Origin of the sequence: Nocardia paucivorans NBRC 100373 (assembly GCF_000308675.1) — a bacterium.
Taxonomy (GTDB): Bacteria; Actinomycetota; Actinomycetes; order Mycobacteriales; family Mycobacteriaceae; genus Nocardia; species Nocardia paucivorans.
Genome location: NZ_BAGE01000127.1, coordinates 78848 through 101480, shown reverse-complemented (window position 1 = coordinate 101480; position 22633 = coordinate 78848). Strand labels below are relative to the sequence as shown.

Genomic DNA, 22633 nt, shown 5'->3' with positions numbered 1-22633 from the left:
CACCCGGGGCTCGTTGTCGAGCCACACGGTCACCCCGACCATGACATCCATCGGAAGCCGTTCGGCGAGCGGGACCATGAGGTCGGACAACTCGGCGTGCCAGGTAGGAGCGGCCCCACGCACGGCACCATCGCACCCACCGGTCACCACGGTCGTGTCGCCCACCAGTACCTCCATCCCGGTCGATCCCGTTCCCCCGGCCGGGCGGCCGGTATCGCATATCGGCTATGACACGCTGATACCTATACCATGGCCACCACCTGCCATTTCGTCAGCACCCTCGGCGAAGACCTCGATACACCGCTATCCGAGAAACGAAATCCTCTCGGATCGGCGCGGGTGGACGATACTGCCGTCCGGTCCGATCTCCGCGAGCACGCGGGGCGGACCCACCCACCGGGGAGGTCATGCCACTTCGGTCAGGCCGCGGGTGTGAGGGTGTAGTCGTCCGGATCGAGTTTGCGAACACGGCGACGGTAACTCGTGACCGTGCCCGGCCAATTGTTGGTGATCCGTCCGGCTGCGTTGCGATACCAACTGGTGCAGAAGTTCCACACACTGCGGCCGAGCCGCTGCTGCAAGGTCTCGTTGAACTCCTGCTCGACATCGGCACGGACCTCGAGCACCCGGCCGGGGTGTTCGACGAGCAGGCGCAGGGCCTGACGGATATAGCGGGCCTGGGATTCGATCATGTAGATGATGGAACCCACACCGAGATTGGTGTTCGGTCCATACACCATGAACAGATTCGGGAATTCCGGCACCGTCATCCCGTAGTAGGCGTGCGCACCCTCGGACCAGGAATCGGCCAGTTCCCGGCCGCCGCGACCGCGTACCCGCATCGGCCACAGGAATTCGGTGCCCTTGAACCCGGTGCCGTAGACGATCACATCGGCCTCGTGCAGCCGACCGTCGGTGGTGCGCACCCCCTGAGGGGTGATCTCGGCGATCGGCGTGGTCTCCACCGTTACATTCGGTTGGGTGAGCGCCGGATAATAGTCGCTGGAGAACAGGATGCGTTTACAGGCCACCGGATAGTCGGGGGTGAGCGCGGCGCGCAATCGCGGGTCCGCCACACTCTTGCGCAGGTGTCGCGCGCAGATCCGGGACACCGCCTTGGCAATCCACGGGACGTCGACGAGCCCGAGGGAGGACACCTCCGCGACCAACCACCAGCCGAGCCGCTCCACCGACAGCGCCCCCGGAATCCTGGCGAACACCTTGTGCTGCAACGGTGAATAGTTGGTGTCGAACTTCGGCAGAATCCAGGGCGCGCTGCGCTGGAACACGGTCAGATGCCCGACCTCCGGCTGAATGGCCGGAATGTATTGGATGGCACTGGCACCGGTGCCGATGCTCACCACCCGCTTACCGGTGAGATCCACCTCGTGATCCCAGAGCGCGGAGTGGAAGGCGGGGCCGGGGAACGTCTCGATACCGGGGATGCTGGGCAGGGCGGGACGCGACAGCTGCCCCACCGCGGAGATCAGCACGTCCGCGGTGCGGGTGGCGCCGTCGGCGGTGCGGATTTCCCAGCGTCCGGTCTGCTCGTCGAATCCGGCCTCGGTGACCTCCGCACCGAACTCGATTCGTTCGAGCAGACCGTGCCGCCGGGCCACGCCTTTCAGATAGTCGTGGATGGCTGCCTGTCCGGAATAGCGTTGCGGCCAATCCGGTTTCGGTTCGAAAGAATAGGAATACAGTGGCGACGGGACATCGCAGGCCGCACCGGGATAGGTGTTCTCCCGCCACACCCCGCCCAGATCGCTCGCCTTCTCCAGGATTGTGATGTCGTCGAAACCGTGACGGCGTAGCTCTATCGCCACACCGATCCCGCCGAAGCCGGCACCGATCACCAGAATCGACGGCCGGACATTCCCGCCCATATGAGGCTCCTCACTCCTGTGCCTGCCTCCACTGTAGGACGGGACCGTGCCGCCGGATCGATATATTCGGCCATTGCCCTCCTCGAGATCGGCGGACCAGGACATCGCCCGCGTCCGGTCCGGTTCACTTCGAGTCCGGGTCCTCGGTGGGTTCGATCCGCGGGTCGGCGAATACCGTGGCCGCAGTATCCGCAGCGAGCCGGTGCGCCGCCGCCTCACTCACCCGCAGCGCGAACAGGCCCGAATCGGGATCGACCTCGATCAACCCGTAATCACCGTCCACCTCTTCTTCGACGAGCCGCAGTTTCCGCAACGCGTCGGCCAGCCCGGAGCCTCGTGGGAGCCTGATGGTGAGCAGCGGCATGCTTCCTACGCTACGCGCGCTTGCCGATTTCCTCGAGTTCGGCGAGGAGAGCGCCGGCGTCGGCTATACCGTGCCCGTAGTCGTGGTCGAACCCATTGCCACCCTTGTCGGTCGCTGTGCGGAAAAGAAGTTCCCGCAGTTTCGCCGGCGGCAATGCCGTCGCCGACCATTCCGTTCGTATCGCACCGACCAGACCGGCCAACACCGGGCAGGCCGCCGAGGTACCGGTATCGGGTTCGTTCGCGCCGAAGGCGGTGGAGCCGAGAAAATGCGTATAGGAGCAGATGTCCGGTTTACGCTCCGAGAGCCGACCCGGCCCCTGGGACGAATACCCCACCCGTTGCCCGGTGGTGTCGACACCGCCCACGGACAGCACGCTCGGATGCGAGTTGGCTCCGGATATCGGCCGCTCGGGGTAGGCGCATCGCCCGTCGGGGCAGTCGCGTCCACAATTACCGGCGGCGAAGAGGATATCGGCGCCCGCCGCGTCCAGGGAGCCGACGATCACATTGAACGGATGGTTCGGGTTGTCGGAGTAATTGCCGGGCTGCCCCACCGGGAAGTCCCACCGCGGCGAGAACGATCCCCAGCTGTTGCTGATAACCAGCGCCCGCCGCTCGGCGGGCTGCTCGTCGAGAACCCGGCGCAGATGGGCGAATGCGGCGAGCGCGTCGGACAGCAGACCGTCCAGCTCACTGCCGCCCTCCCGGGTGCTGCGCAGCAACGGGATATCGATGAACGATGCCTCGGGGGCGGCGATGAGCGCGTCGAACGCGCACATGGTGCCGTGGTCGACCTCGAACTTGCCCGCGGTTCCGGTGACACCGGCCGGATTCCAACTACGCGCGGCATCGATGGTGATCTGTTTACCGCTGATCTGGGTCACCTTGGTGGCGTTGATCCCGGTGTCCAGGACGGCCACCGCCACCCCCTCCCCGGTGAGCCCGGCCGCGCGCAAATCATCGCGCCGCAACAGGGTGCCGACCTCTTTCCAGTCGCCGACCGCGGCGTCGCCGCCGCAGGTGAGCACCGGTTGGATGATCGGGTCGGCGAACACCCCCACGACCCCCGGTGCATCGGACAACGCTGCGAAGGCCCCGGCATCATCATCGGGTATCTCCCCACGAACCACCAGCGACGCAGCATCAGAGCGCAGCGAATCGCTCATCCGCACACCGTCATCCGGTAACAGCACGGGGGAAAAGGCGCTGTCCACAGCGAATTCGGGCAACTCGCCGGCCACATCGGAGGAGGCCACGCCGGTGGCGGAATCCGCCAGGGCGGAAATCAGCTCGGCGTCGGGGCGGAGCTGGAGCACGACTCGCATATCCGCCATCCTGCCCTTCCGACGCGGAATCGATCAATAAGACAACGAAATTCGCCGACACCACCGGCCCTCGAACACCCCGCCCACAAGCCGCGGCAGGCATCACCGGTTCCGCCACCATCCACGACATCGGAAACGCATTGCGCGGGACGACGCCGCACCCATGCGCTCATCCCCGATGAACGGAGCCGAACACGGAGGCACTCGGCTATCAACCCGGATGACCGGCACGCCCCTGCTCGGTGTTCCGGCCTCGGCGAACGACTGCGAGAACCACCCGCCGAACACCCCCGGCCGCACTTCCGGAGCCCACAGTGCCCCGAAACGGTTGATGCCACCAGATCACACGGATCTGGTGGCATCTACCTCGGAATGTCATCGAACAAAAGTTCGATGGCACCATTCCTAGCGCATCTGCAGCTGCTGACGCATTTGATGCATCTGCAGCTCCCACTGCATGATGCGATCCTGGGAACGGTTGGCCTGATCCTCCGCCTGCTGAGCCAGCTGAGCGGCCTGATCGGCCTGATCCTGCGCCGACTGGGCGCGCTGGTTGGCCTGGTTGGCCTCGCTCTGGGCCTGCTGGGCCTGGTTCTGCGCCCGATCGGCCTCGCTCTGGGCCTGCTGGGCCTGGTTCTGCGACTGAATCGCCTGCTGACGCGCTTGCTGGGCCTGCTGAACGGCCTGGTTGGCATCATTCTGCGCCACCTGGGCCTGGTACTGAACCTGACGCGCCTGCTGCTGCGCCTGGCGGGACAGGTTCTGCGCCTGCTGGGCGTACTGCCGAGCGCTCTGCAACTCCTGCCGCGCCTCGTCGAGGCCCATCCGCAGCACCTCGAAGCCCTGAGACTCCTGGACGTTGTTGCGGTTGGCGACAGCAGTGGATTCTTGTGCCATCTGAGCTTCCCTTCATGCGATGTGAACGGACAAACTCTGGATGAAGCAGGAGCCATACTCGCACACCCGCGCCCGCCCACGGCCGCTTCCCGGCCGCACACCTGTTACGGAATCACAACAGCGTGGAATCTCGACTTCGAAGACGTCGGCCCGAGCATGGAGGCGAGGTCGACAGATCCATCCCGGTCCACCAGCGGGCCATAAAAGGCGGTGCCACCGGACTCGGGGGGAAAGCCCGGTGGCACCTGTTCAGGTTCGGACCGGCAGGGGGACGACGATCCGAACGGGACCGGCCCGCATGGGGGGATGTGCGGCCGGCCGCGTTGGTGATACTACGCCATAGCGGATTTCGACGTCGACCGACAGCCCCTACTTTTCGGGTGAGGGCGACACACCCGCCGGCGACGGGTCGGCCCCGAAGCACCGGCCCCGCGCAGCGGCTTCCGATACCGCGGGTAGCGCTCGGGGCGAGCCCGGCCTCCGGAAGGCAGGAACCCTTCCGAGGAAAGCGATAGGCCGAAGCGCCCCTGAGATGGCCATGTCCTCGAAAGCGACGTCCCTTCGGCGCCGCACATCTGTTCGTCTCCCACCGGCGAGCCCGAGCCGACCTCATCTCGACGGCGGCATCGGGCCCACCCGCGCTTGTCGCCACGGACCGACTCCACCGACCGCCGACCGCTCGCGACCAGGCCATTTCTCCAGATCCCCCGGATACGGGCAGGATATTCCGCAAACGCGGGCTCAATGGACGGAAGCGCACCGAAAGAAATTCGCCTTCGGTGGAACCGGTCGGCGAATCGCCGCGTCGAATACCTGTGATGGCACCGAACTCGACACGGGGGAAGCAGATGACCGATACCCGACACACGGTCGCGCGCATCGCCGCACACCAGGACGATGCCCCGCGGAAGCACCGTGGCCCGCTGATCTCCGTGCGGGGTGAACGCTGATGGGTATCGAGATCCCCGAATCCCTGCAATGGGTGGCCAAATACGTCGTCGGGGCCGGTGACTGGCCCGACGGAGACGAAACCGCCATGCGCCGCGTGGAAACCGCCTGGAACACCCTGGCCCACGACCTGCGCGACCTCGACGACGAGGCCACCCACGCCATCAACCAGGTCCTGACCGGCCTCGACGCCGCCACCGGTCAGGCCCTGACCCAACACTGGAACAACCTCGGCGGCGGCAAGGGCGCCTTCGACGCCCTCATCACCCATATCGAATCGGTGGCCGACGAAATCGGCAACGGCGCCGCCGATATCGAACACGCCAAACTCATGATCATCGCGGCACTGGCCATCTTCGCCATCGAAATGGCCGCCGCCCTGGCCACCATGGCCACCGGTGTCGGCGCCCCCGCCGGCGCCGCCGAGGCCGCCGCCGCCCAGGTCGCCACCCGCCTGACAGTCCGCATGCTGATCAAACAGCTGCTGACCCGACTCACCTCCCGCGCCGCCCTCACCGCCGCCGCCCGCGCCGCCGTCCGCGGTGCCTGGTCGTCGGTCCTCGAAGACGCCGGCCTCGAGATCGGCGTCAAAGCACTGCAGGTGGCCACCGGCCGGCGCGAGGGCCTCACCGCCGAGGACTGGAAAGAAGTCGGTAAAACCGCCCTGACCGCCGCCGCCACCGGTGCGGTCACCGGCGGACTCGGCCCCGACGGCCTGGCCCGCAACCAGATCGGCAACCCCCTCGGCAAGGCCGCCACCGACGCCGCCACCGAAACCGCCGCCTCGATCGCCGGCAACGTCGCCGGCGAGGCCACCGACGCCGCCCTCAACAACCGCGCCTTCAACCTGTCCAACGCCCTGAGCCCGGAAAACCTCACCTCCGCCGCCGTCGGCGGCGTGCAACGCGGCATGGAATCGGCCGGCCACACCGGCAACGACACCAGCTCCAACGACAACAACCAACAAAACCAAAACACCGGCCAAAACCAGAACACCCAAAACCAGAGCACGCAGAACCAGGGCGCACCGCAGAGCACCGGCAACGAGAACTCCCCCAACCAGAACCAAAACCACACCACACCCCAAAGCACCGGCACCCACACACCGGACACCTCAACCCAACCCGCCTCCACCCAAACCCCGACCTCCCCACCCACCGAGAACACCGGCACCGACACCGGAAACTCCCGACCATCCACCACACCCGACCCCGGCAACACCCCGAGCACCTCGACACCACAACAATCGCCTCCCGGCGAAACTCCAACCACCCCACAACAGACCACGTCCACGGAGAACACCCCGCCCCGGCAACCCGCCCCCAGCGAAACCGTCGAGGCCGGCGCGCCCACATCGACAGGGCAACCCTCCACTCCCGACACCTCGTCACCGTCTTCCCCCGGTCATACGGACGGCCCCGGCAACCAGAGCGGCCCCACCACCTCGAACGGCCACCCCACCGAACAGTCGTCCACGGCCTCTGACGACAGCTCTCCGAGCCGCCCAGCCGGTACGACCACACCCGACAATCCGTCCACCGCGAACGCCTCGCCGGGAGACCAACAATCGACCACCGGCAGCACTCGGACGCCACCGGTGAGCTCGCTACGTCTGGGCACCGAAGCGGGCGACACGCCCTCCACTCCGGAATCCCATACCTCGCAACAGAACCCAGCCGTCCCCGGCGCGCAGCACCCGACATCGGCCCCCTCCACGCCTTCTACCCAGGACTCGGGGTCACCCACCCAAACCTCGTCGACACCACCTTCTCCGACCTCCCCGGGCGCCCCGGTCACCGGCGGAACGGACACCGGCGGAACGAACCGACCGAACCAGACCGCTCCATCGAGTCACCCCGAAACTCCGTCGTCTCCGTCGGAGAGCACGACCACGTCGGCGGCCACGGCCACCGACACCCCGTCGACAACCACTTCTACTGTCCCGTCCACTCCTGCCACCCCGTCGACTTCCGAGACCGTCCCTCGACCAACTACACCCGGTGACAGCGGCGTTCCATCCTCTTCTCACCCGAACCCGACAAGCACGAATACCGCCACCAGACCGAACAACCACCACCCTTCGCATACGCCCAACCGGACGCCGAACCCCGGCACAAACCCGAGAAACAACCGCAACACCGACTCCGCATCACCATCCCCGACCCGCACCGCATCTACTACCTCGAACCGTTCCCCTGCCACCTCCCCGGCATCGGTGAACCGAAACACACCGCATCGCCCCACCGATACTGCAACACCGACAACCGGAACCACTCCCCCCACCCGCACCACCCCCATGCGTCCGGATGTCGATCTCAATTCACCGACCGCTCATATCGACATCCTCCGCCCGCCTGCCCACCTGAACCTGAACACCCGCTCCACTCCGACGACCCCGCCTGCGCATCGCCCCGCCACGCCCCCACCGGCCCACACGCCCTATTCGCCGCCTTCTTCCGGTAGACCGCTGCCGGACAATCGCGCTCCCGAGTCGGTGCCGCCATCGCCCCGTCATCCGACTCCCCCCACCAGCACACCGCCCGCCTCTCGGCCGAGACCCGTGCCCAGCCCACATCGACCTGCCGACCCTGCGCCTCGACCTGCGATGCCGGCTCGTCATGCGGCACCTGCCGGTCCGCCCGGGCCATCTCCTACCCCTGATGGACCCCACCGCCAAGGCGAACCCATGCGTCGCTTCGCAAACGATGCAGAGGGCCATTGGTATGGCGAACAACGGCTTGGCCCAACCCGAGACAACCTGCCTCCCAGTGAATTCCGCGAACTGCACAGCTACACCCAGAATTCATGGATCAACAACTTCTTCCGCAACGAAAATCCCCGACGATTACTGGAAGATATCACCCGCGACCACGATTTACACCGACACCTGACATGGATTTTGGGCAGCAATCAGATGCCCGCCGCGGAAACATTGCACCAACTTCTACGAATACCCAATTTATCCGATTATCATCGCCACATTTTGAGTTCGATACTTTCCTCCCCTAATCCTCATGAGCGGATAAGGGAAATATGGGACCACTCTTTCATGTACCATGATATGTGGCGTATATATGGTGAGCCACCGACACTCGACGTACTCGGACGTCACATAGAGGGACTCGATCGAGCTCTGAGCAGAGAGCTCCCGGAACGTATGGAAGCAATTCGCGGCCTCCGTGACGTCTCGTTCATGACCTTGCCGAACGGCACGCAACTGGGCGATAGAGACCCGAGAGAATTGATCGGCACAACTCAAACGGAGTCAGGTTATATGTCGTCGAGCCTGGGAGCCACCCCTCCGCCGCACTTCAACAATGCATTCCGAATGGAGTTGGACCTTCCACCGGGCACACGCGGCGCATGGATGGGAATGCGTAGCGCTTATCCCGATCAGCGGGAGCTGATACTACCCCGGGGTACGCGATATCAAATCGTAGATGTGATACCCAACCCACAAGGCGAGCGCTACGCGGGCGTACAATTCCTCATCCGAGCAAGGGTCATCCCATCAGGGAGCGATTAGCACAATATCCGTATCCCCGAGACGAGAGCCATCACAACAACCATCCGGAAAGAGTTCCATGCACGAAAACAACCAGACCGGTCACGGTGTTCCACCGGCATCGTCGAACCGACCCACCGGAATCGAGTGGTGGCAACAGAACGACCTGCCGCCCGCGGCCGAACTCATGCCACCGCCTCCGCCCGGTCATCCGACGCCTCCCGTCATGCCCGAGGAATACTCACCGTGGACACGACGACCCGTACGCTACCTCCCGGTCGTGCGCAATGGCCAACTGATCGGGGTCCTCTGGGGCGCGACCAGTGGAAAAGCCGCCGGATATCACCGCAAACTCGACGCCGACCCGGATAACATCACCTGCCCGGGGTTCTGGTACGAACGACTCACCCGGAACTATCGACAGGGCCTCACCCCCCTCCAGGCGATCAGAAGCTGGATCGGCGTTCCCGAAGACCCCCGATGCGGTGGTATACCCCCCCACGCCGTCGAGTCCGAAGCCACCACCATTCAAGAGCTCTGGGACCGAATCAATCCGGAAGGCCCGCCCTTGGGCAACGGCCCCTGGCTGCAGGACGGCGAGCTTCCCGACGGAAGCCCCTGGGACCGTTCACAGGGATGGAGCACTCCCCACTCGGTCGTCCCGCCAACCTACGCCCAGAGCACCGACACCGCTGTCCACTACTACCCGGTCACCCTCAACGGAACAGTCGTCGGCTATCTGTGGGCCTCACCCACCGACCAAGCGGCCCAATACCTTCCCCGTACCGCCGCGGGAAGACAAGGAACCATTGCCGCGGGCCTCTGGCAGCTTCGCCTCAGCGACTCCTATGCTGCCGGGCTCCCCGCCCTCGAAGCCATCCGACGCTGCCGCAACTACCCACCCGACTTCCTTTCCGGCGCCATCGACCCCAACACACCCGAACAACAACTTCCGAGCTTGAACGACCTACTCGAACTCGCACACAACCAGTGATCAACCGGCCGTGTCCCATTATTTCTGCCATCATCCGAAGAATCAGGCCGAATCGTGGTACACGGCCGATCACATGGCTGTACGACAGCAGTACTTCCTCGAACACACCACTCCATCCATCGCCACCATCACCTGGAGGGAAGATGCCCAGGAATGCTGTCGATGGCCATATCCGGAGAAATACAACAGAATTCGATGGAACCCAATCGACCGTTCCCCGGGATGGGACCCGATGGTCAGCATTGCGCCCGCAGCATATCCCGACCATACGGATGCACCCATCCGTTTTCTGCCGGTTACGCGGGATGAGGCGCCGAGGATTCTGCGGACATCAGCGGTCGACAGCGACACTGCCGGGTATTCACCACTAACGGATGCCGGACACGAGGGCGCCATCGCCGATGAAACACGGAAGGTGCATCCGAGTGGCGCTTATGTCCACGGAGAGCACACATCGACCTGTGTCCAACAGTTCAGGAACGCGTTCGTCGACCCGATATACGGCGTGGTGGGACATGACACCGATAACGGGGGATTCCGATCCTTGCCGATCTGGAGATCTTCACGAGAAACACAATGGACATCGACAACAGATGTGGCGATACACCGGTCCAGAAGAACTCGACCTGCATTCGCACGCGCATTCGCTCATGAATCGTAACCCTGGCCCCCATGGCTTCCTTTCCGGCGCCATCGACCCCAACGCACCCGAACTCGCCGCACCGAACCTGACTGCACTACGACAACTCGCCCGAACCCACTGATGCGATGCCCCGATAACCCACCCGATCGGAAGCCCCGGCTGTTCCCACACCCCCTTCCGACAACTCGCCCCCGATCACGCTCGAGCCCACAGCTTCCGGGATTCGAATGCCGGAGCAAAGGAAAGAACGACACCATGATCACTACCTGGCCGGGTGTGGTCAACACCATCCTGTACCACATCCAATTCGAAAAAGAATTGGATCAAAAAATCGTCGACAGAATATCCAATGCCCTACTGGTAGAACCCGTCTTCGAGCTCACGCCCGAAGAGGAATACTCGGCACTCGAAAACGGACTACTCCAGGGAGAACCACTACCCGAGGCAGTGGAGGTCAAATGGTCCGACGCCGAGATCCGGGATTTTCTGACCAGAGTGGTGCAGCGCATGGACGAACGCCGCCCCTGGCCGGAACTCCCCTACCTCAGGCTGCCCCGGGACAAGGTCGACGATTTCGTGAAATCCGCGCGACCTCTAGCTCGGGTGCACACCTCGTTTCCAGGCATAGAATCCGGCGTTAAACGAAACTTCTTCCACGACTCCGAGAACGGTTCCTTTCTTCTTCTGAGGATGAGATCTGGCGTCGAAATCGGCTTTTTCACCCCCTTCTGGGATGACAGCCACCACACGATGCTGGTCACTACCGACGAGAGAGTTTCATTCCGAGAGATCGTCGATGAACTGGTGGCGAACACTACACTCACCGCAGACAAGTTCACCCCACTGCTGGACCCCCGCGTATCCACCAACCCCTACCCGGTGTACCGGACAACGGAACTGCGTCCGGAGTTCCGGGGTGAGCACCTTCCCGGCAATCCGATATGGAACGGCAAGCAGGTGAAATACCTCAACGACGAGGAACGACTGCATTTCCGTGTCTTCGTCTACGAGGAAACCCTCTACGGCAGCGACGGGCTGCTCTTCGACACGACGAATTCCTACACCCTGTGGACTCCCCGGGGAGGCCGAGCCATCTTCGTCATGGACGCCATGGGCAATATCTACTCGTCGCCCTACCACATCCTGGGAGAGTTCCACCACTCCGGCCTCCTGGCCGGCATGCCCGTGGCCGGCGCCGGCGAACTGCAGGTCGTCCAGGGAAAGATCCAACTGATCTCCGATCACAGCACCCATTACCAACCGCCCCGCTACATCACCCGCCAGGTACTCGACAACCTGAACCGCCAAGGCATACACATCGACGAAAGCCGAGTCGAATACCACTCACCGCCGGATATCTCATAACCACGGTGGATACCTGTCACCACAGGCGGCTCCTCGCTCACTTCTCACCGAAAGGTCACAACGAACGAATTCAACGTCTCTTCCGGTCCTACTCCGCCGAGAACTGATGGGTTATCTCCGGGGCTCCAAGGCCCACCACTCCGCGGGGTTCGCGCGCAAGCCGAAGTTCGATCCGAACGATCTTTCCGCCAATCCCTTCGCAGATCCCTCGCTCGACCGTGTGTTCTTCTGGAGCGGCCGTTTCCAGGATGCCTGTGACGACAACCTTTCTCCCGTCGCCGACTTCAGAGCCTGTACCACCTGATCGAACCGGCCCATGGGGGGCGAACCCGATGATCGCCCGAACCGATTCCGGTGTCTCCTCGCCGTGGAGGAAGGGGGGGTCCACGGCGCCGGAGGTGACGGCATTGACGGTGATGCCCCGGTCCGCCATCTCTTCGGCCATCGAGCGAACCATCAATTCGGTGGCCGCCTCGGCCCCGGCAATAGATGCCGTAGTGCGGCAGACCGAGTCCGGTGAGGCTGGTGGATACGACGACCACTCGACCGTTGTCGGCGAGCCGGCGGCCGGGGCGGATCGGACCACACGGCAGGTGCACGCGGTCGTCGCGGCTGATGTGGCGGCACCGCCCGACCGTTACTGTGCGTACCGCCGTTCCACCGTGCCGGTCACATGGTCGCGGGCATGGGCGATGGCGTCGGGGGTGTGCTCGAAGAGGTGTCGCTCACCACCACTCGGCAGGGCCCCGATCGCCTCCAGACGACGGCGGTGGTCGTCGCGCAATCCGGACATGAGCACGGTGATATGGCGGTGTTCGAGTTTGCGGATGGCATCCTCGAGTACGAGCGCGCCGGTGGTGTCGAGGGCGGTGAGGTGCGACATGCGCAGGATCACGACGTGCACGTCCGATACCTCGGCCAATTCGAGCAGGAATCGGTGTGCGGCGGCGAAGAACAGGGGACCGTCGAGGCGGTAGGCGACGATATGGTCGTGCAGCAGCTCGCGTTCTTCGGCCAGGTGATCGGCCTCGTCGAGCGGAATCCGCTGCAAGCGGGCCTCTTTTGCGACCGACCGCAATGCGAGCACGATGGCGATGCCGACACCGACGGCCACCGCGGTCACCAGATCCATTGCGACCGTCACGACGAAGGTCACGACCATGATCGCGGTGTCACCGCGGGAGGCCCGGACGATGGCGATCGCCGACGCGGTTTCCACCATGCGCACGGTGGTGGCCAACAGCACCCCGGCCAGCGCCGCCACGGGAATATCGGCGACGAGCGGTGCGGCGAGGTAGACGATGGCCGCGAGTACGAGCGCGTGGGTGAGTGCCGCGAGTCGGGTGTGGGCGCCGGAGCGCACGTTCACCGCGGTACGGGCGATGGCGCCGGTGGCCGGCACACCGCCGAACAAGGGTGCAGCGATATTGGCCAGGCCCTGACCGAACAGTTCGCGGTCGGGGTTGTGTCGGGTACCCACCGCCATCGCGTCGGCGGCGGTGGCCGACAGTAGTGATTCGAGGGCGGCGAGAGCGGCCACCGCCAGGGCAGGCGCCACCAGCGAGCCGAGTTCGTCGAGGTGGAGGAATCCGAGTGTGGGAGCCTGTAGCCCCGAGGGGATGGCGCCGATAGGGATGAGATCGAGATCGAATACCCGCGTCACGACCGTCGCGGCGGCCACGGCGAGTAGCGCGAACGGCAGTTTCGGCAGATATCGACCGCCTACCAGTACGACGGCGGCCACCAGCAGAGCGGTCGCGGGCGCCACATGATGTGGATGTGCCACGTATTGCCGCACCGCGTCGTAGGCCGCCCGCCACACCGTGTCGCCTTCGGCGTGGGCGATACCGAGCGCGGCCGGGAACTGTTGTAGTGCGATGACGACCGCGATACCAGCGGTGAAGCCTTCGATTACCGGCACCGGCATATAGCGCACGGCCCGCCCGATCCCGGCGGCTGCGAGCACCACCAGCACGATTCCGGCCATCAGCCCTACGGCCAACACCCCGTTCGCACCGTGCCGGTCGACGATCGGCACCAGGACCACGGTCATCGCCCCGGTGGGTCCCGAGACCTGGAACCGGGACCCACCGAAGATCGCCGCCACCGTACCCGCCACGACCGCGGTCGCGAGCCCTGCGGCCGCACCCATACCCGAGGAGATTCCGAAACCCAGCGCCAATGGCAACGCCACCAATGCGACGATCACGCCCGCGAGCAGATCGTTGCCGGAGGAACGCACCGAGAGCGGCCGGTCCGACCGGTGGGGCAGTAGCGCGAGCACGCTCATCGGGTTTTCACCGGTTCCGACTTCGACACCGCGGGTCGGGCGACCTCGACCACTCGAGCCGGGAGGTCCACACGAACGGTCGACATCCGCGCAGGCCCGATGGGGTAGGTGATCACAACGGTATTCCTCTTCTTGAAAATAACGAGGTATTCATTTTAGAAAAACTGCAATCAGTGTCGTAGCACACACCCCTTCGCATACGCGGATCCGGTTACGCGGGCCGTTCCAGCGCTTCGGCCTGGCCGGCCACGACACCGGTGAGAATGGCGCGGGCGGTCGCGAGCAGTTGGGCGACCTCGGGGGTGGTGAGTTCGTAGGTCACCGACAATCCTTCCCGGCGGGCGGTGACCAGACCGGCCCGACGCAGGATGGACAGTTGCTGGGATAGATTGGCCGCCTCGATACCGATCTCGGCGAGCATCTCGGAGACGGCGTGCTCACGTTGACTGAGCAGCTCGAGCACCCTGATTCGCACCGGGTGGCCGAGTGTTTTGAAGAAGTCGGCCTTCATCTGATAGAGCGGCTGCGGCAGTCCCGGCATACGAGCCACTCCCTTCCGCCGACGGCCGGTATCGGTACCGGCATATTGATTGCGGAGTTTAGCAAACAGCACAAACGGCCGGTATGGCCACGCCTCGGGCCGGGAGGGTTTCGACAGCCGACTCCGTGTGGGACGCATCGGCACCGGTTCACCTCCACCCCATCGGATCCACTGGCTGCGAAATACAGAAATGATCGAAATACGCATTCTTGTGACCTTGGACCCTGGTGGGGCGCCGCACCCGGCGACCACAGTGATGTGGCCGCCGGCGGAGGACTCGGCGTATCGAGAACAGTGGAGGGTGGGATGTCCCAGGCGTCACAGACGTGGTCGTCGACCTTGTTTCCCGATGTGGTCGTATTCGCCGACGACCGGGTGCCGTCGCTCGAGGGGGAGCGATTCGCCGGTGCGGTCGGTCGACTACTGCGGCGCGAGCGTGTCCCGGGCGGAGCCCGGCTGCGGATCACCGGATCGGATCACGATGACGGTCCCCTACTGGTCCAGGTGAATCTACGTATCGACGAGACACCGGCGCGGGTCCAGACGATGACACACGGTCCCGGCGATGCGCTACCGGTGGTGCTACGGCTGGAACGGCAGATCCGGGCATTGCGGGCACCGTGGCAACCGCGACCATGGCCGGATCCGACCCGACGACCCCTCGATTTTCTCGGACCGGGAGAACCGGCCCGCCGCAAATCGGTTACCTTGGCGGTCGAACGGCCGTTGGCCGCCGCAACAGTGCTGGATGCAATGGATTACGACGCCCACCTGTTCACCGATGCCGATACCGGCGAGGACGCCGTCATCTACCGGGCCGGGCCGCACGGGCTGCGGTTGGCCCGCCAACACAGTGTCCACCCACCCCGTTCGGCCACGGACGGACCGGGACCGTTGACGATCAATCCCCGTCCCGCCCCGGCGCTCACCGAGGATCGAGCGGTGGCCCGAGTATGCGCGCACGGCCTGCCATTCCTTTTCTATACCGACCCGGACTCGGGCCGTGGCCATCTGCTGTACCGCCGCTACGACTCCGACCTCACCCTCGTTTCCCCCGCCACCGGCGACACCACCCCCTGATCGGTATCTCCCCTCGGTGACCCGCCCGACCGAGCCGGGCCGGCGCCGAGCCCCTGCATGTCCCGCGAGTTTTCCGAACGAGAAAGGCGAACAACGACATTGGCGCGTGACCTTACCCAGTTGCAGATCCTCACCGAACTCGAACCCGTCGCGGGACAGGCTCTCGACCGGCACCTGTCCATGGTCAAGGAGTGGCATCCTCACGACTATGTGCCGTGGGACGAGGGCCGCAATTTCGCGCTGCTCGGCGGTGTCGATTGGGATCCCGAACAATCCCGGCTGTCCGAGGTGGCCAAGGCGGCACTGGTCACGAACCTGCTCACCGAGGACAATCTGCCCTCCTACCACCGCGAGATCAGCGAGAACTTCTCCCCTGACGGAGCGTGGGGGTCGTGGGTCGGCCGCTGGACCGCCGAGGAAGCGCGCCACAGCATCGTCCTACGCGACTATCTCGTCGTCACCCGCGGTGTCGACCCCGTCGCCCTGGAGCACGACCGCATGACGCATATGACCAACGGTTTCGCCGCACCGGACGATCAATCGGCCGCGGCCGATCGGGCGGGGTTTCTGTACTCGGTCGCCTACGTGTCCTTCCAGGAGCTGGCCACCCGGATCAGTCACCGCAATACCGCCGCAGTATGCGAGGACCCGATCGCCGACCGCATGCTGCAACGTATTGCGGCCGACGAGAACCTGCACATGATCTTCTATCGCACCATGTGCGGCGCCGCTCTCGACCTGGTGCCCGATCAGGCCATCGAGGCGATCGATGTGATCGTGGAGAACTTCCGTATGCCCGGCACCGGTATGCCGAACTTCCGCCGCAACGGGGTCCTCATGGCCAAACACGGTATCTACGATCTGCGGCAACACCTGGAGGAAGTCCTGCGGCCGGTCATCCGGCAGTGGAATATCTTCGACCGCAACGACTTCGGTCCGCGTGGAGAACAGGCCCGCGACCGGTTGGCCGCTTATCTGCACGACCTCGAACACGTTCGGATTCCCCGGTTCGAAGAACAACGCGATCGCGCCCTGGCCCGCGAACACGCCCGACGCTGACCCGAAGCGGCGACCACGACCGTACCTCGGCCATCTTCACCACCGCGCTCCCGGCCCCCGACGTCTGCACAGGGCACGGTGACAATCCTGCTCGGCCGCACGAAGAAGCCGATTCCCCGCCACGAGGGCGAAACCTTGTTGGAAAACGCCCTCGGAGCGGGCCGGATACCCCGTCCTGCTGCAAGTCCGGCAATTGCGTCACCTGCATGAAAACCGACCGAGGACAGGGCCACCATGTGGGTCGACGAGGCGCTCACCGACCACTAGGGGGTCGACGGCCATGTCATCACCTGCCGAGCGGTTCCGGATATCCCGTCGGTGACGGTCGAGCACGAGGTGTAGCCACCTACCGCCCCACTTCACCGCCGAAGAAGACCGGTGTGGCGGAGACCGGTATGCGGAAATCGTTCCCCTGCCGCGAAACGGGCACATTCTCGCCGAGTGCGTCGAACGCGGTGATCGGGCCCGAGGAACGCGAGGTGATAGGCGCCGTGCCCTTGTCGCGTCGCCACGCGACGTGGAGCGGGCCACGCGTCCTGCGACGGACCTCGAACAGATGGATACCGGGCGTATCCGGCACGGATCGTCGGCGAACCTCGGTGGCGTCACCCAATTCTCTCGCCGGCATTGCGAATGTCTCGGCCGCGGGGCGGCGGCGGGCTATCGCGTCGCCCTCGTAGTCCATCAACGCGAACGCGTCGAACATGAGCGACCGCATGTGCAGGTGACTACCGGCCTCTCGTGACTCGGGCGCCAGTTGATAGCAGGCGATACGGCCGATCCCACTCGCCAACAGGAGCACGGTGCGGATCACCAACTCTTCGCGGAGAATCCGGTGCAGCTCACGCTCGAGCTCGGTGGAGCGGCCGGCCATGAACATCCGCAAGGTCGGTGGCAGCTCTGCCATTCGTTCGTAGAGCCGGACCATGGCGGGACTTTCCCTACCGAGATCTTTTCGGTCCGGGTCCAGGCCACCGTTGGACAAGGACGTGTGCCCGAGGAAGGTACTCCGGTATTCGGTGACGACCTCGGCGAGATGGGGACGGTTCTCGGGAAAAGCGGTGGGCATCGGCCCGTTGTGTTCACCGACGACGATCGGTTTGACGGTGCCGTGCGTGGCCATGAAGTTCTCACACGCCCGCACCAGGGCCGGAATGGCGTAGGGGTCGCCATAGGGATGCAGGTCGAAAAGGTCGAAGAGACCGTCCCCCTCCCGAACGATTCGGGCCAGGTATTCGGCCCACCGTTCGTTGCCGCCGGATTCCTCGGCGAATATCGCGGTGGGGACGGCACCGCCGAGCACGACGAGCGTATCCGGCGCCTCGGAGCGGACCTCTGCGGCGAAAACGGCGAGCTGAGACAGGTACTCCTCGGCCTCACCGGCCCACAGCAACGGCACACAGGGCTCGTTCTCGCACTGCCAGTATCGAACTGCGCCGCGGCAACGCCGGACGAGAGCTCGCACGAAACGCCGGTAGTCCGCGAGCTCCACCGCCGGCGAGGACGGCAGGAAGCGGGTCGTATGCCGTGTCGCCCACGGCGAACTCGAGCACACCGTGACCCACACCTCCTCGTCGCCGTCGAGCTGTTCGAGCAGCGTGTCGACGGTGTCCCAGGTGAACCGCCCCGGTTCCGGCTCGATTTGCGACCAGTACAGGTTGACCCGCACCAGTCGGGCTCCCAACGAACGTATGGCGGGCATGATGGGTTCGGCGCGGTCCAGCAGCCCGTAACCGACGCCTCGGCAGAGCCCCAGCCGGATGCCGGGGAGGGGGAATGCGGGCATGGGTGGCCTCTCATGGTGTCCCGGAGATTTCGGGTACGGCGGGCGACCGGAGTTCACCCGGCCTCGACGACATCGCGCGGCATTCGACCGCGGTACCAGAGCAGGATCACGAATCCCAGCCCGATGATCGTCAGCCCCACCGGTCGGGACAGCACCAGGACCTGGGCACTGGAAAGCAGCAGCGCCAGAACCGTCAACGCGAGGGCATGGACGACGAAGGTGACGCCCATGATCGTGGTGAGCACGGTGAACACGTGGTGACGACGCTGTTCGGTCACCACGTCGACCGCCCCAGGACTCGGCCGCTTCAACAGCCGCACGATCGCGAGGAGCGCCGGTCGGCGTAGCGCGACCGAGATCAGGAAGACCAGTCCGATCGGTCCCGTGACGACGGCCTCCTGAAGTTCGAGCACGAACGGATCGCCCCCGGACAACAGCACGGCGCACAGCGCGATACCGAACGCGGCAACAGCGATGATCCCGATGACATCCGGTTTGCGGCGCCGGGCGAACGAGGCGATGGTGCAGAAAACGGGAACTGCCATGGCGATGGCCAAGGCGACGACGTCACTGCCCAGATGAGGCCGGGCGAGCAAATAGACGAGCAGCGGAACGGCACCGTTGAGCACGAGACTCGGCACCAGCGCCCGCATCCCCGGGGTCACTTGCGCGTACACGACGCCTCCCCCTTCCTCGTGACGCCCCAGGCGATGCAGGCCACGATGACCGCGAGGGCTCCGGCCACGGAGGCGTACGCACCGAATCTCCCGATACCCAGCACACCGATGACGATCAGGACAACGCCGCCGAGGGCCAGACGGACTGCCATAACTTCTCCGATCCGAGCAGATAGATACTCCCAGTACCTAGATAAGGTACTGTAAGTACCTATCGGTGGACAAGTACGATGCTGACGGAAACGGCCATAAGGCGTTTCCCAGTGGCACGGAGGATCGGTATGGGTTCGCGACAGACGTCGAATGACGAGGCAGGGCCCACCACCGGTGAGTCCCGGCGACCCCGACGCAGCAGCGCGGAAGTCGAACGGGCGGTCCTCGATGCGGCGGTGGACGAACTACGGGAACGTGGGTACGAAGGGTTCACCATGGACCGGGTCGCCGCCCGCGCGGGCACGAACAAGACGGTGATCTACCGGCGCTGGCCGAGCCGCACGGCGCTGGCGTTCGCCGCCTACAAACAGATGGTCGCCCGCCCGGAGGCCATCCCGAATACGGGCGACCTGCGCTCGGATGTGATCGAACTGCTCCGCGCGGCCGCGGATCGAGTGCGCTCACCGGTCGGGGCGAGCATCGTCCACGGTCTGATGGCGGACGCGCAACACGAACCGGAGCTGCTCGCCGGACTGCGTCGAGAATTCACCCAGACCGAGCCCGGCATCATGTCGACCATCCTGGCCCGCGCCGTCGCCCGAGGCGAAGCTCGCCCGGAATCACTGATCCCCCGTATCGCGACCGTCCCCATCGCACTGTTGCGCAATGAGCTCACCATGAATGTCGGGGTCCCCGTCACGGACGAGACGATCACCGAGATCGTCGACCTGGTATTCCTCCCCCTGGTCCGGGCGAATCGACACCATCCCGGCCCGGGGTGGCCGTGACACGAACAAGGCGTGTGATATCCGCGGTGATCGTGCGCGGATCACTCGCGAATTCCGCGCCGTTTCCGGCGGTCTCGAACCTGGATGATCGCGGACGCGGTCGCCGCGATCACCCGGTCGTCGTCAACGGTGAGACCGACAAGGGCCTCCCGCGCCCCAACGCCCGGAATCTCGGCGAGCGCCTGCGTGATCCGCAAACGCGTCGGGTCGTCGTCGGTGCTGCCGAACCTGTCCAGCATGGCCCCCACAATGTCGTCGGCCACCTCTGTGGCCTGGGCCAGTAATCCCAGTACCTCGGCGGCCTCGACATCGGATCGCCCCACCACGACCATCTCGAGGAGAGCAGGTATCGCCTCGACGCCATGTCGGGAACCCAGGGCCACGGCGGCCCGATCACGCACCCCCACATCCCTGTCCCGCAGACCCTTCCTCAGCAATACCGTCGCCTCCGAACCGGGTACCGCCGCTATCGCGGAGATCGCACGACGCCGGACCTCGACCGTCGGGGAATCCAAACCGGCGGCCAAGTCCGTCAACGCCGCATCCGCCGCCCGTGCCAACGACCACCGCAGCGCTCCGGCGACATACGGATCCTCCTCCGACAGCGCTGCTTCGACCAGTGCCTCGACGGGCAACGACACGCTCTCGTGTCGCGCCAGAACCGCTTGTTGCCGAAGCGATCCGGAGTCCGATTCGAGCGCGCGGAGCACGGTGACAATACCCATGACGTCCTCCCACTGCGCCGGTGCGGCCACATCGACGCGCTCGAGTTTCCTGAGCAGATCCGTTTCGGCGGCGATCCGGGCGCGCGTGTGTCGGATGAGCTCTTTCACCAGATCGGCGGGCGCGAAATCGGGATCGTCCAGGGCCCGCTTCGCCTCGTGCAGCGACAATCCCAGGGTTCGCAGACATTCGACCTGAAAAAGGCGACGGATATCGTCGGCGGAGTATTCGCGGTAACCGCCGGACGTGCGGCCGGTCGGTTTCACCAACCCCAGCGCGTCGTAATGGCGCAGCATGCGGCTGCTGACGCCGGAGCGTCGCGAAACCTCGCCGATCAACATTCCATCGCCTTCCTGCTATATGTCCGGGCCGGTCACGGAGACACCTTGGCCGTCTCGACCGAGAGAGCGAACCCGCTGTCGGGGTCACGGAGCAGGTGCTCGGTGGCCTGCGCATGCGCGCGAACCTGCGGGTCCGAACTCGCGGCCGCGATTTCCAGAACCGGTGCGGCGGCCTCGCCGAGCGCCACCAACGCCCGACTCAGACCGAGCCGAACCTGGTGGTCGCCCCGTCCGAGCGCGGTGACCAGGTCGGCGGCGAGCCCGGCCTCCGCCCCATCCGGAACGAGCACCACGGCGGCCCGCCACGCGCTGAGCGCGACCTCGTCGTGCTCGTCGTGCAGCAGCTCCGATACCGCGGGCCAGGCGGCGCGGTCGCCGATCTTGGACAGGGTGTGCAGCGCCTGACTGCGGGCCTGCGCCGTGGCAGATCCCAGTTCCGCAAGCAGTCTCAGCACCGTGATCTCGACCGGCAACCGGCACAACGCCCAGGTCAGCATGTCCCGGACGAAGAAGTCCGGTTCGACGGCGCACCGAGCGACGAGAGTCTCCAACAGACGCGGGTCACCCGATGTGCCGGCCGAGAGTGCCGCGCGCAGGCGAGTCGAGGAATCGGGGCCGGCAAGAGCGTCGACGAGCCGCGTATTCGGCTCATCGTGGTTGGTCGTATTCATGACAACCACCTCCTTCGTCGACCACTCAAGGCCTTGTCACAGTGTCAAGGTCAAGCTGTGCGCTCACGACGGATCCGCACCACATCGGAGTGGAGCGCCGGCCGCGACCTCAGATCGGCCTGTTTCCGGTCAGAATCTCGCGGGCGATTTCGGCGAGCCGCGCGGGAGTCGCGACAACTCGTCCATATCGACGTCCTGATCGACGTCCTGCTGCCCCATCGCCCCGGCTCGGAAACGAGCCGCCAGACAGCGAAGGCCTGGTAGTGGGGCAGATCGTCGAGACCCCGCCCGTGATGTCCGCGTAGCGGGACAGCTCCGCGTCGGCGTCGAGATACCCATCGTCCGGGTCGGGAACCCAACCGAATGTCTCGGCCGAGGGCCAGGCGGCGGACCAACCGATATCGGCCATGACATCACCGGTCGACGAACCAAACGGCGACGGGCTCGAGATCGATACCGGCCGGTCCGGTTGAAGAGGTCGGGTTGTCGTTGTCCTCATACGTCATCGTTGTGTCATCTCCTCACATCACTGCCCCGGACGCCCTATTCGGACACCTGGAGCAGTCTGCGGCCAACGAGACACATCGACAATATA

18 protein-coding genes and 1 pseudogene are annotated in these 22633 nt (G+C 65.1%); 6 read left to right on the top strand and 13 right to left on the bottom strand.

Annotated features, from left to right (window positions below; genetic code table 11):
* Window positions 1-419: 419 nt before the first annotated feature.
* From ON32_RS26050 to ON32_RS26035, 4 genes are all read right to left on the bottom strand, one after another.
* Window positions 420-1886 (bottom strand): flavin-containing monooxygenase, encoded by a 1467-nt coding sequence (locus tag ON32_RS26050; protein ID WP_040793692.1) that lies wholly within the window; start codon window positions 1884-1886, stop codon window positions 420-422.
* A 124-nt stretch (window positions 1887-2010) separates the two neighbouring features.
* Window positions 2011-2250 carry a hypothetical protein gene (locus ON32_RS26045; protein WP_040793661.1) on the bottom strand — a complete coding sequence of 80 codons (240 nt, stop codon included), beginning with the start codon at window positions 2248-2250 and terminating at the stop codon, window positions 2011-2013.
* Between the two features lie 10 nt (window positions 2251-2260).
* Window positions 2261-3577 carry a S8 family peptidase gene (locus ON32_RS26040; protein WP_040793691.1) on the bottom strand — a complete coding sequence of 439 codons (1317 nt, stop codon included), beginning with the start codon at window positions 3575-3577 and terminating at the stop codon, window positions 2261-2263.
* Window positions 3578-3982: 405 nt separating this feature from the next.
* Window positions 3983-4474, bottom strand: coding sequence for a hypothetical protein (locus tag ON32_RS26035; protein WP_040793660.1), 492 nt, complete (start codon window positions 4472-4474; stop codon window positions 3983-3985).
* Between the two features lie 949 nt (window positions 4475-5423).
* Here ON32_RS26035 and ON32_RS30640 point away from each other — a divergent pair.
* The 3 genes from ON32_RS30640 to ON32_RS26020 all read left to right on the top strand — a co-directional run bounded on the left by ON32_RS30640 (window position 5424) and on the right by ON32_RS26020 (window position 11929).
* Window positions 5424-8948 carry a WXG100-like domain-containing protein gene (locus tag ON32_RS30640; protein ID WP_040793659.1) on the top strand — a complete coding sequence of 1175 codons (3525 nt, stop codon included), beginning with the start codon at window positions 5424-5426 and terminating at the stop codon, window positions 8946-8948.
* Window positions 8949-9006: 58 nt separating this feature from the next.
* Window positions 9007-9921, top strand: coding sequence for a hypothetical protein (locus tag ON32_RS27405; RefSeq protein WP_051133697.1), 915 nt, complete (start codon window positions 9007-9009; stop codon window positions 9919-9921).
* 898 nt (window positions 9922-10819) lie between these two features.
* A complete protein-coding gene (locus ON32_RS26020; protein WP_040793658.1) occupies window positions 10820-11929 on the top strand; it encodes an IQM protein middle domain-containing protein in 1110 nt (369 codons plus the stop codon).
* An 88-nt stretch (window positions 11930-12017) separates the two neighbouring features.
* On the opposite strand, the gene ON32_RS29230 is transcribed toward ON32_RS26020, so the two are convergent.
* The 3 genes from ON32_RS29230 to ON32_RS26005 form a co-directional block, all read right to left on the bottom strand.
* Complete coding sequence (locus tag ON32_RS29230) at window positions 12018-12515, bottom strand: SDR family oxidoreductase (RefSeq protein ID WP_157224378.1); 498 nt, start codon at window positions 12513-12515, stop codon at window positions 12018-12020.
* A gap of 51 nt (window positions 12516-12566) precedes the next feature.
* Complete coding sequence (locus ON32_RS26010; RefSeq protein WP_051133696.1) at window positions 12567-14219, bottom strand: SulP family inorganic anion transporter; 1653 nt, start codon at window positions 14217-14219, stop codon at window positions 12567-12569.
* A 211-nt stretch (window positions 14220-14430) separates the two neighbouring features.
* Window positions 14431-14760: an ArsR/SmtB family transcription factor gene (locus ON32_RS26005; RefSeq protein ID WP_040793656.1), complete on the bottom strand. Its 330-nt coding sequence runs from the start codon at window positions 14758-14760 to the stop codon at window positions 14431-14433.
* Window positions 14761-15066: 306 nt separating this feature from the next.
* On the opposite strand from ON32_RS26005, the gene ON32_RS26000 reads away from it, so the two are divergent.
* Together ON32_RS26000 and ON32_RS25995 are read left to right on the top strand one after the other, a co-directional pair.
* Window positions 15067-15840, top strand: coding sequence for a sigma 54 modulation/S30EA ribosomal C-terminal domain-containing protein (locus tag ON32_RS26000; protein WP_085995273.1), 774 nt, complete (start codon window positions 15067-15069; stop codon window positions 15838-15840).
* A gap of 99 nt (window positions 15841-15939) precedes the next feature.
* Complete coding sequence (locus ON32_RS25995) at window positions 15940-16899, top strand: acyl-ACP desaturase (protein WP_040793655.1); 960 nt, start codon at window positions 15940-15942, stop codon at window positions 16897-16899.
* 346 nt (window positions 16900-17245) lie between these two features.
* On the opposite strand, the gene ON32_RS25990 is transcribed toward ON32_RS25995, so the two are convergent.
* The 3 genes from ON32_RS25990 to ON32_RS29225 are packed head-to-tail and all read right to left on the bottom strand — an operon-like array spanning window position 17246 to window position 19514.
* On the bottom strand, window positions 17246-18685 hold the full coding sequence (locus ON32_RS25990) for a hypothetical protein (RefSeq protein WP_051133695.1): 1440 nt from the start codon (window positions 18683-18685) through the stop codon (window positions 17246-17248).
* Window positions 18686-18738: 53 nt separating this feature from the next.
* Window positions 18739-19362, bottom strand: a complete 624-nt coding sequence (locus tag ON32_RS25985) for a VC0807 family protein (RefSeq protein ID WP_157224377.1) — start codon at window positions 19360-19362, stop codon at window positions 18739-18741.
* A complete protein-coding gene (locus ON32_RS29225; RefSeq protein ID WP_157224376.1) occupies window positions 19347-19514 on the bottom strand; it encodes a hypothetical protein in 168 nt (55 codons plus the stop codon). Before ON32_RS29225 ends, ON32_RS25985 begins: the two co-directional genes overlap by 16 nt.
* 129 nt (window positions 19515-19643) lie before the next feature.
* Between ON32_RS29225 and ON32_RS25980 the strand changes: the two genes are divergently transcribed.
* Window positions 19644-20303, top strand: a complete 660-nt coding sequence (locus ON32_RS25980; protein ID WP_051133694.1) for a TetR/AcrR family transcriptional regulator — start codon at window positions 19644-19646, stop codon at window positions 20301-20303.
* Window positions 20304-20344: 41 nt separating this feature from the next.
* On the opposite strand, the gene ON32_RS25975 is transcribed toward ON32_RS25980, so the two are convergent.
* The 3 genes and pseudogenes from ON32_RS25975 to ON32_RS29790 form a co-directional block, all read right to left on the bottom strand.
* Entirely contained in the window at window positions 20345-21367 is a 1023-nt protein-coding gene (locus tag ON32_RS25975) for a MerR family transcriptional regulator (protein ID WP_040793652.1), read from the bottom strand.
* Between the two features lie 15 nt (window positions 21368-21382).
* Window positions 21383-22038: pseudogene (locus tag ON32_RS25970) on the bottom strand (HEAT repeat domain-containing protein).
* A gap of 109 nt (window positions 22039-22147) precedes the next feature.
* Window positions 22148-22447: a hypothetical protein gene (locus ON32_RS29790; RefSeq protein WP_157224375.1), complete on the bottom strand. Its 300-nt coding sequence runs from the start codon at window positions 22445-22447 to the stop codon at window positions 22148-22150.
* Window positions 22448-22633 lie beyond the last annotated feature (186 nt).

Coding starts and splice junctions, on each gene's coding strand:
- ON32_RS26035 (WP_040793660.1), bottom strand. CDS start 4,474: ATGGCACAAGAATCCACTGCTGTCGCCAACCGCAACAACGTCCAGGAG.
- ON32_RS30640 (WP_040793659.1), top strand. CDS start 5,424: ATGGGTATCGAGATCCCCGAATCCCTGCAATGGGTGGCCAAATACGTC.
- ON32_RS29225 (WP_157224376.1), bottom strand. CDS start 19,514: ATGGCAGTCCGTCTGGCCCTCGGCGGCGTTGTCCTGATCGTCATCGGT.
- ON32_RS25980 (WP_051133694.1), top strand. CDS start 19,644: ATGGGTTCGCGACAGACGTCGAATGACGAGGCAGGGCCCACCACCGGT.
- ON32_RS26020 (WP_040793658.1), top strand. CDS start 10,820: ATGATCACTACCTGGCCGGGTGTGGTCAACACCATCCTGTACCACATC.
- ON32_RS25975 (WP_040793652.1), bottom strand. CDS start 21,367: ATGTTGATCGGCGAGGTTTCGCGACGCTCCGGCGTCAGCAGCCGCATG.
- ON32_RS29790 (WP_157224375.1), bottom strand. CDS start 22,447: ATGGCCGATATCGGTTGGTCCGCCGCCTGGCCCTCGGCCGAGACATTC.
- ON32_RS26040 (WP_040793691.1), bottom strand. CDS start 3,577: ATGCGAGTCGTGCTCCAGCTCCGCCCCGACGCCGAGCTGATTTCCGCC.
- ON32_RS26005 (WP_040793656.1), bottom strand. CDS start 14,760: ATGCCGGGACTGCCGCAGCCGCTCTATCAGATGAAGGCCGACTTCTTC.
- ON32_RS26000 (WP_085995273.1), top strand. CDS start 15,067: ATGTCCCAGGCGTCACAGACGTGGTCGTCGACCTTGTTTCCCGATGTG.
- ON32_RS27405 (WP_051133697.1), top strand. CDS start 9,007: ATGCACGAAAACAACCAGACCGGTCACGGTGTTCCACCGGCATCGTCG.
- ON32_RS26045 (WP_040793661.1), bottom strand. CDS start 2,250: ATGCCGCTGCTCACCATCAGGCTCCCACGAGGCTCCGGGCTGGCCGAC.
- ON32_RS25990 (WP_051133695.1), bottom strand. CDS start 18,685: ATGCCCGCATTCCCCCTCCCCGGCATCCGGCTGGGGCTCTGCCGAGGC.
- ON32_RS26010 (WP_051133696.1), bottom strand. CDS start 14,219: ATGAGCGTGCTCGCGCTACTGCCCCACCGGTCGGACCGGCCGCTCTCG.
- ON32_RS26050 (WP_040793692.1), bottom strand. CDS start 1,886: ATGGGCGGGAATGTCCGGCCGTCGATTCTGGTGATCGGTGCCGGCTTC.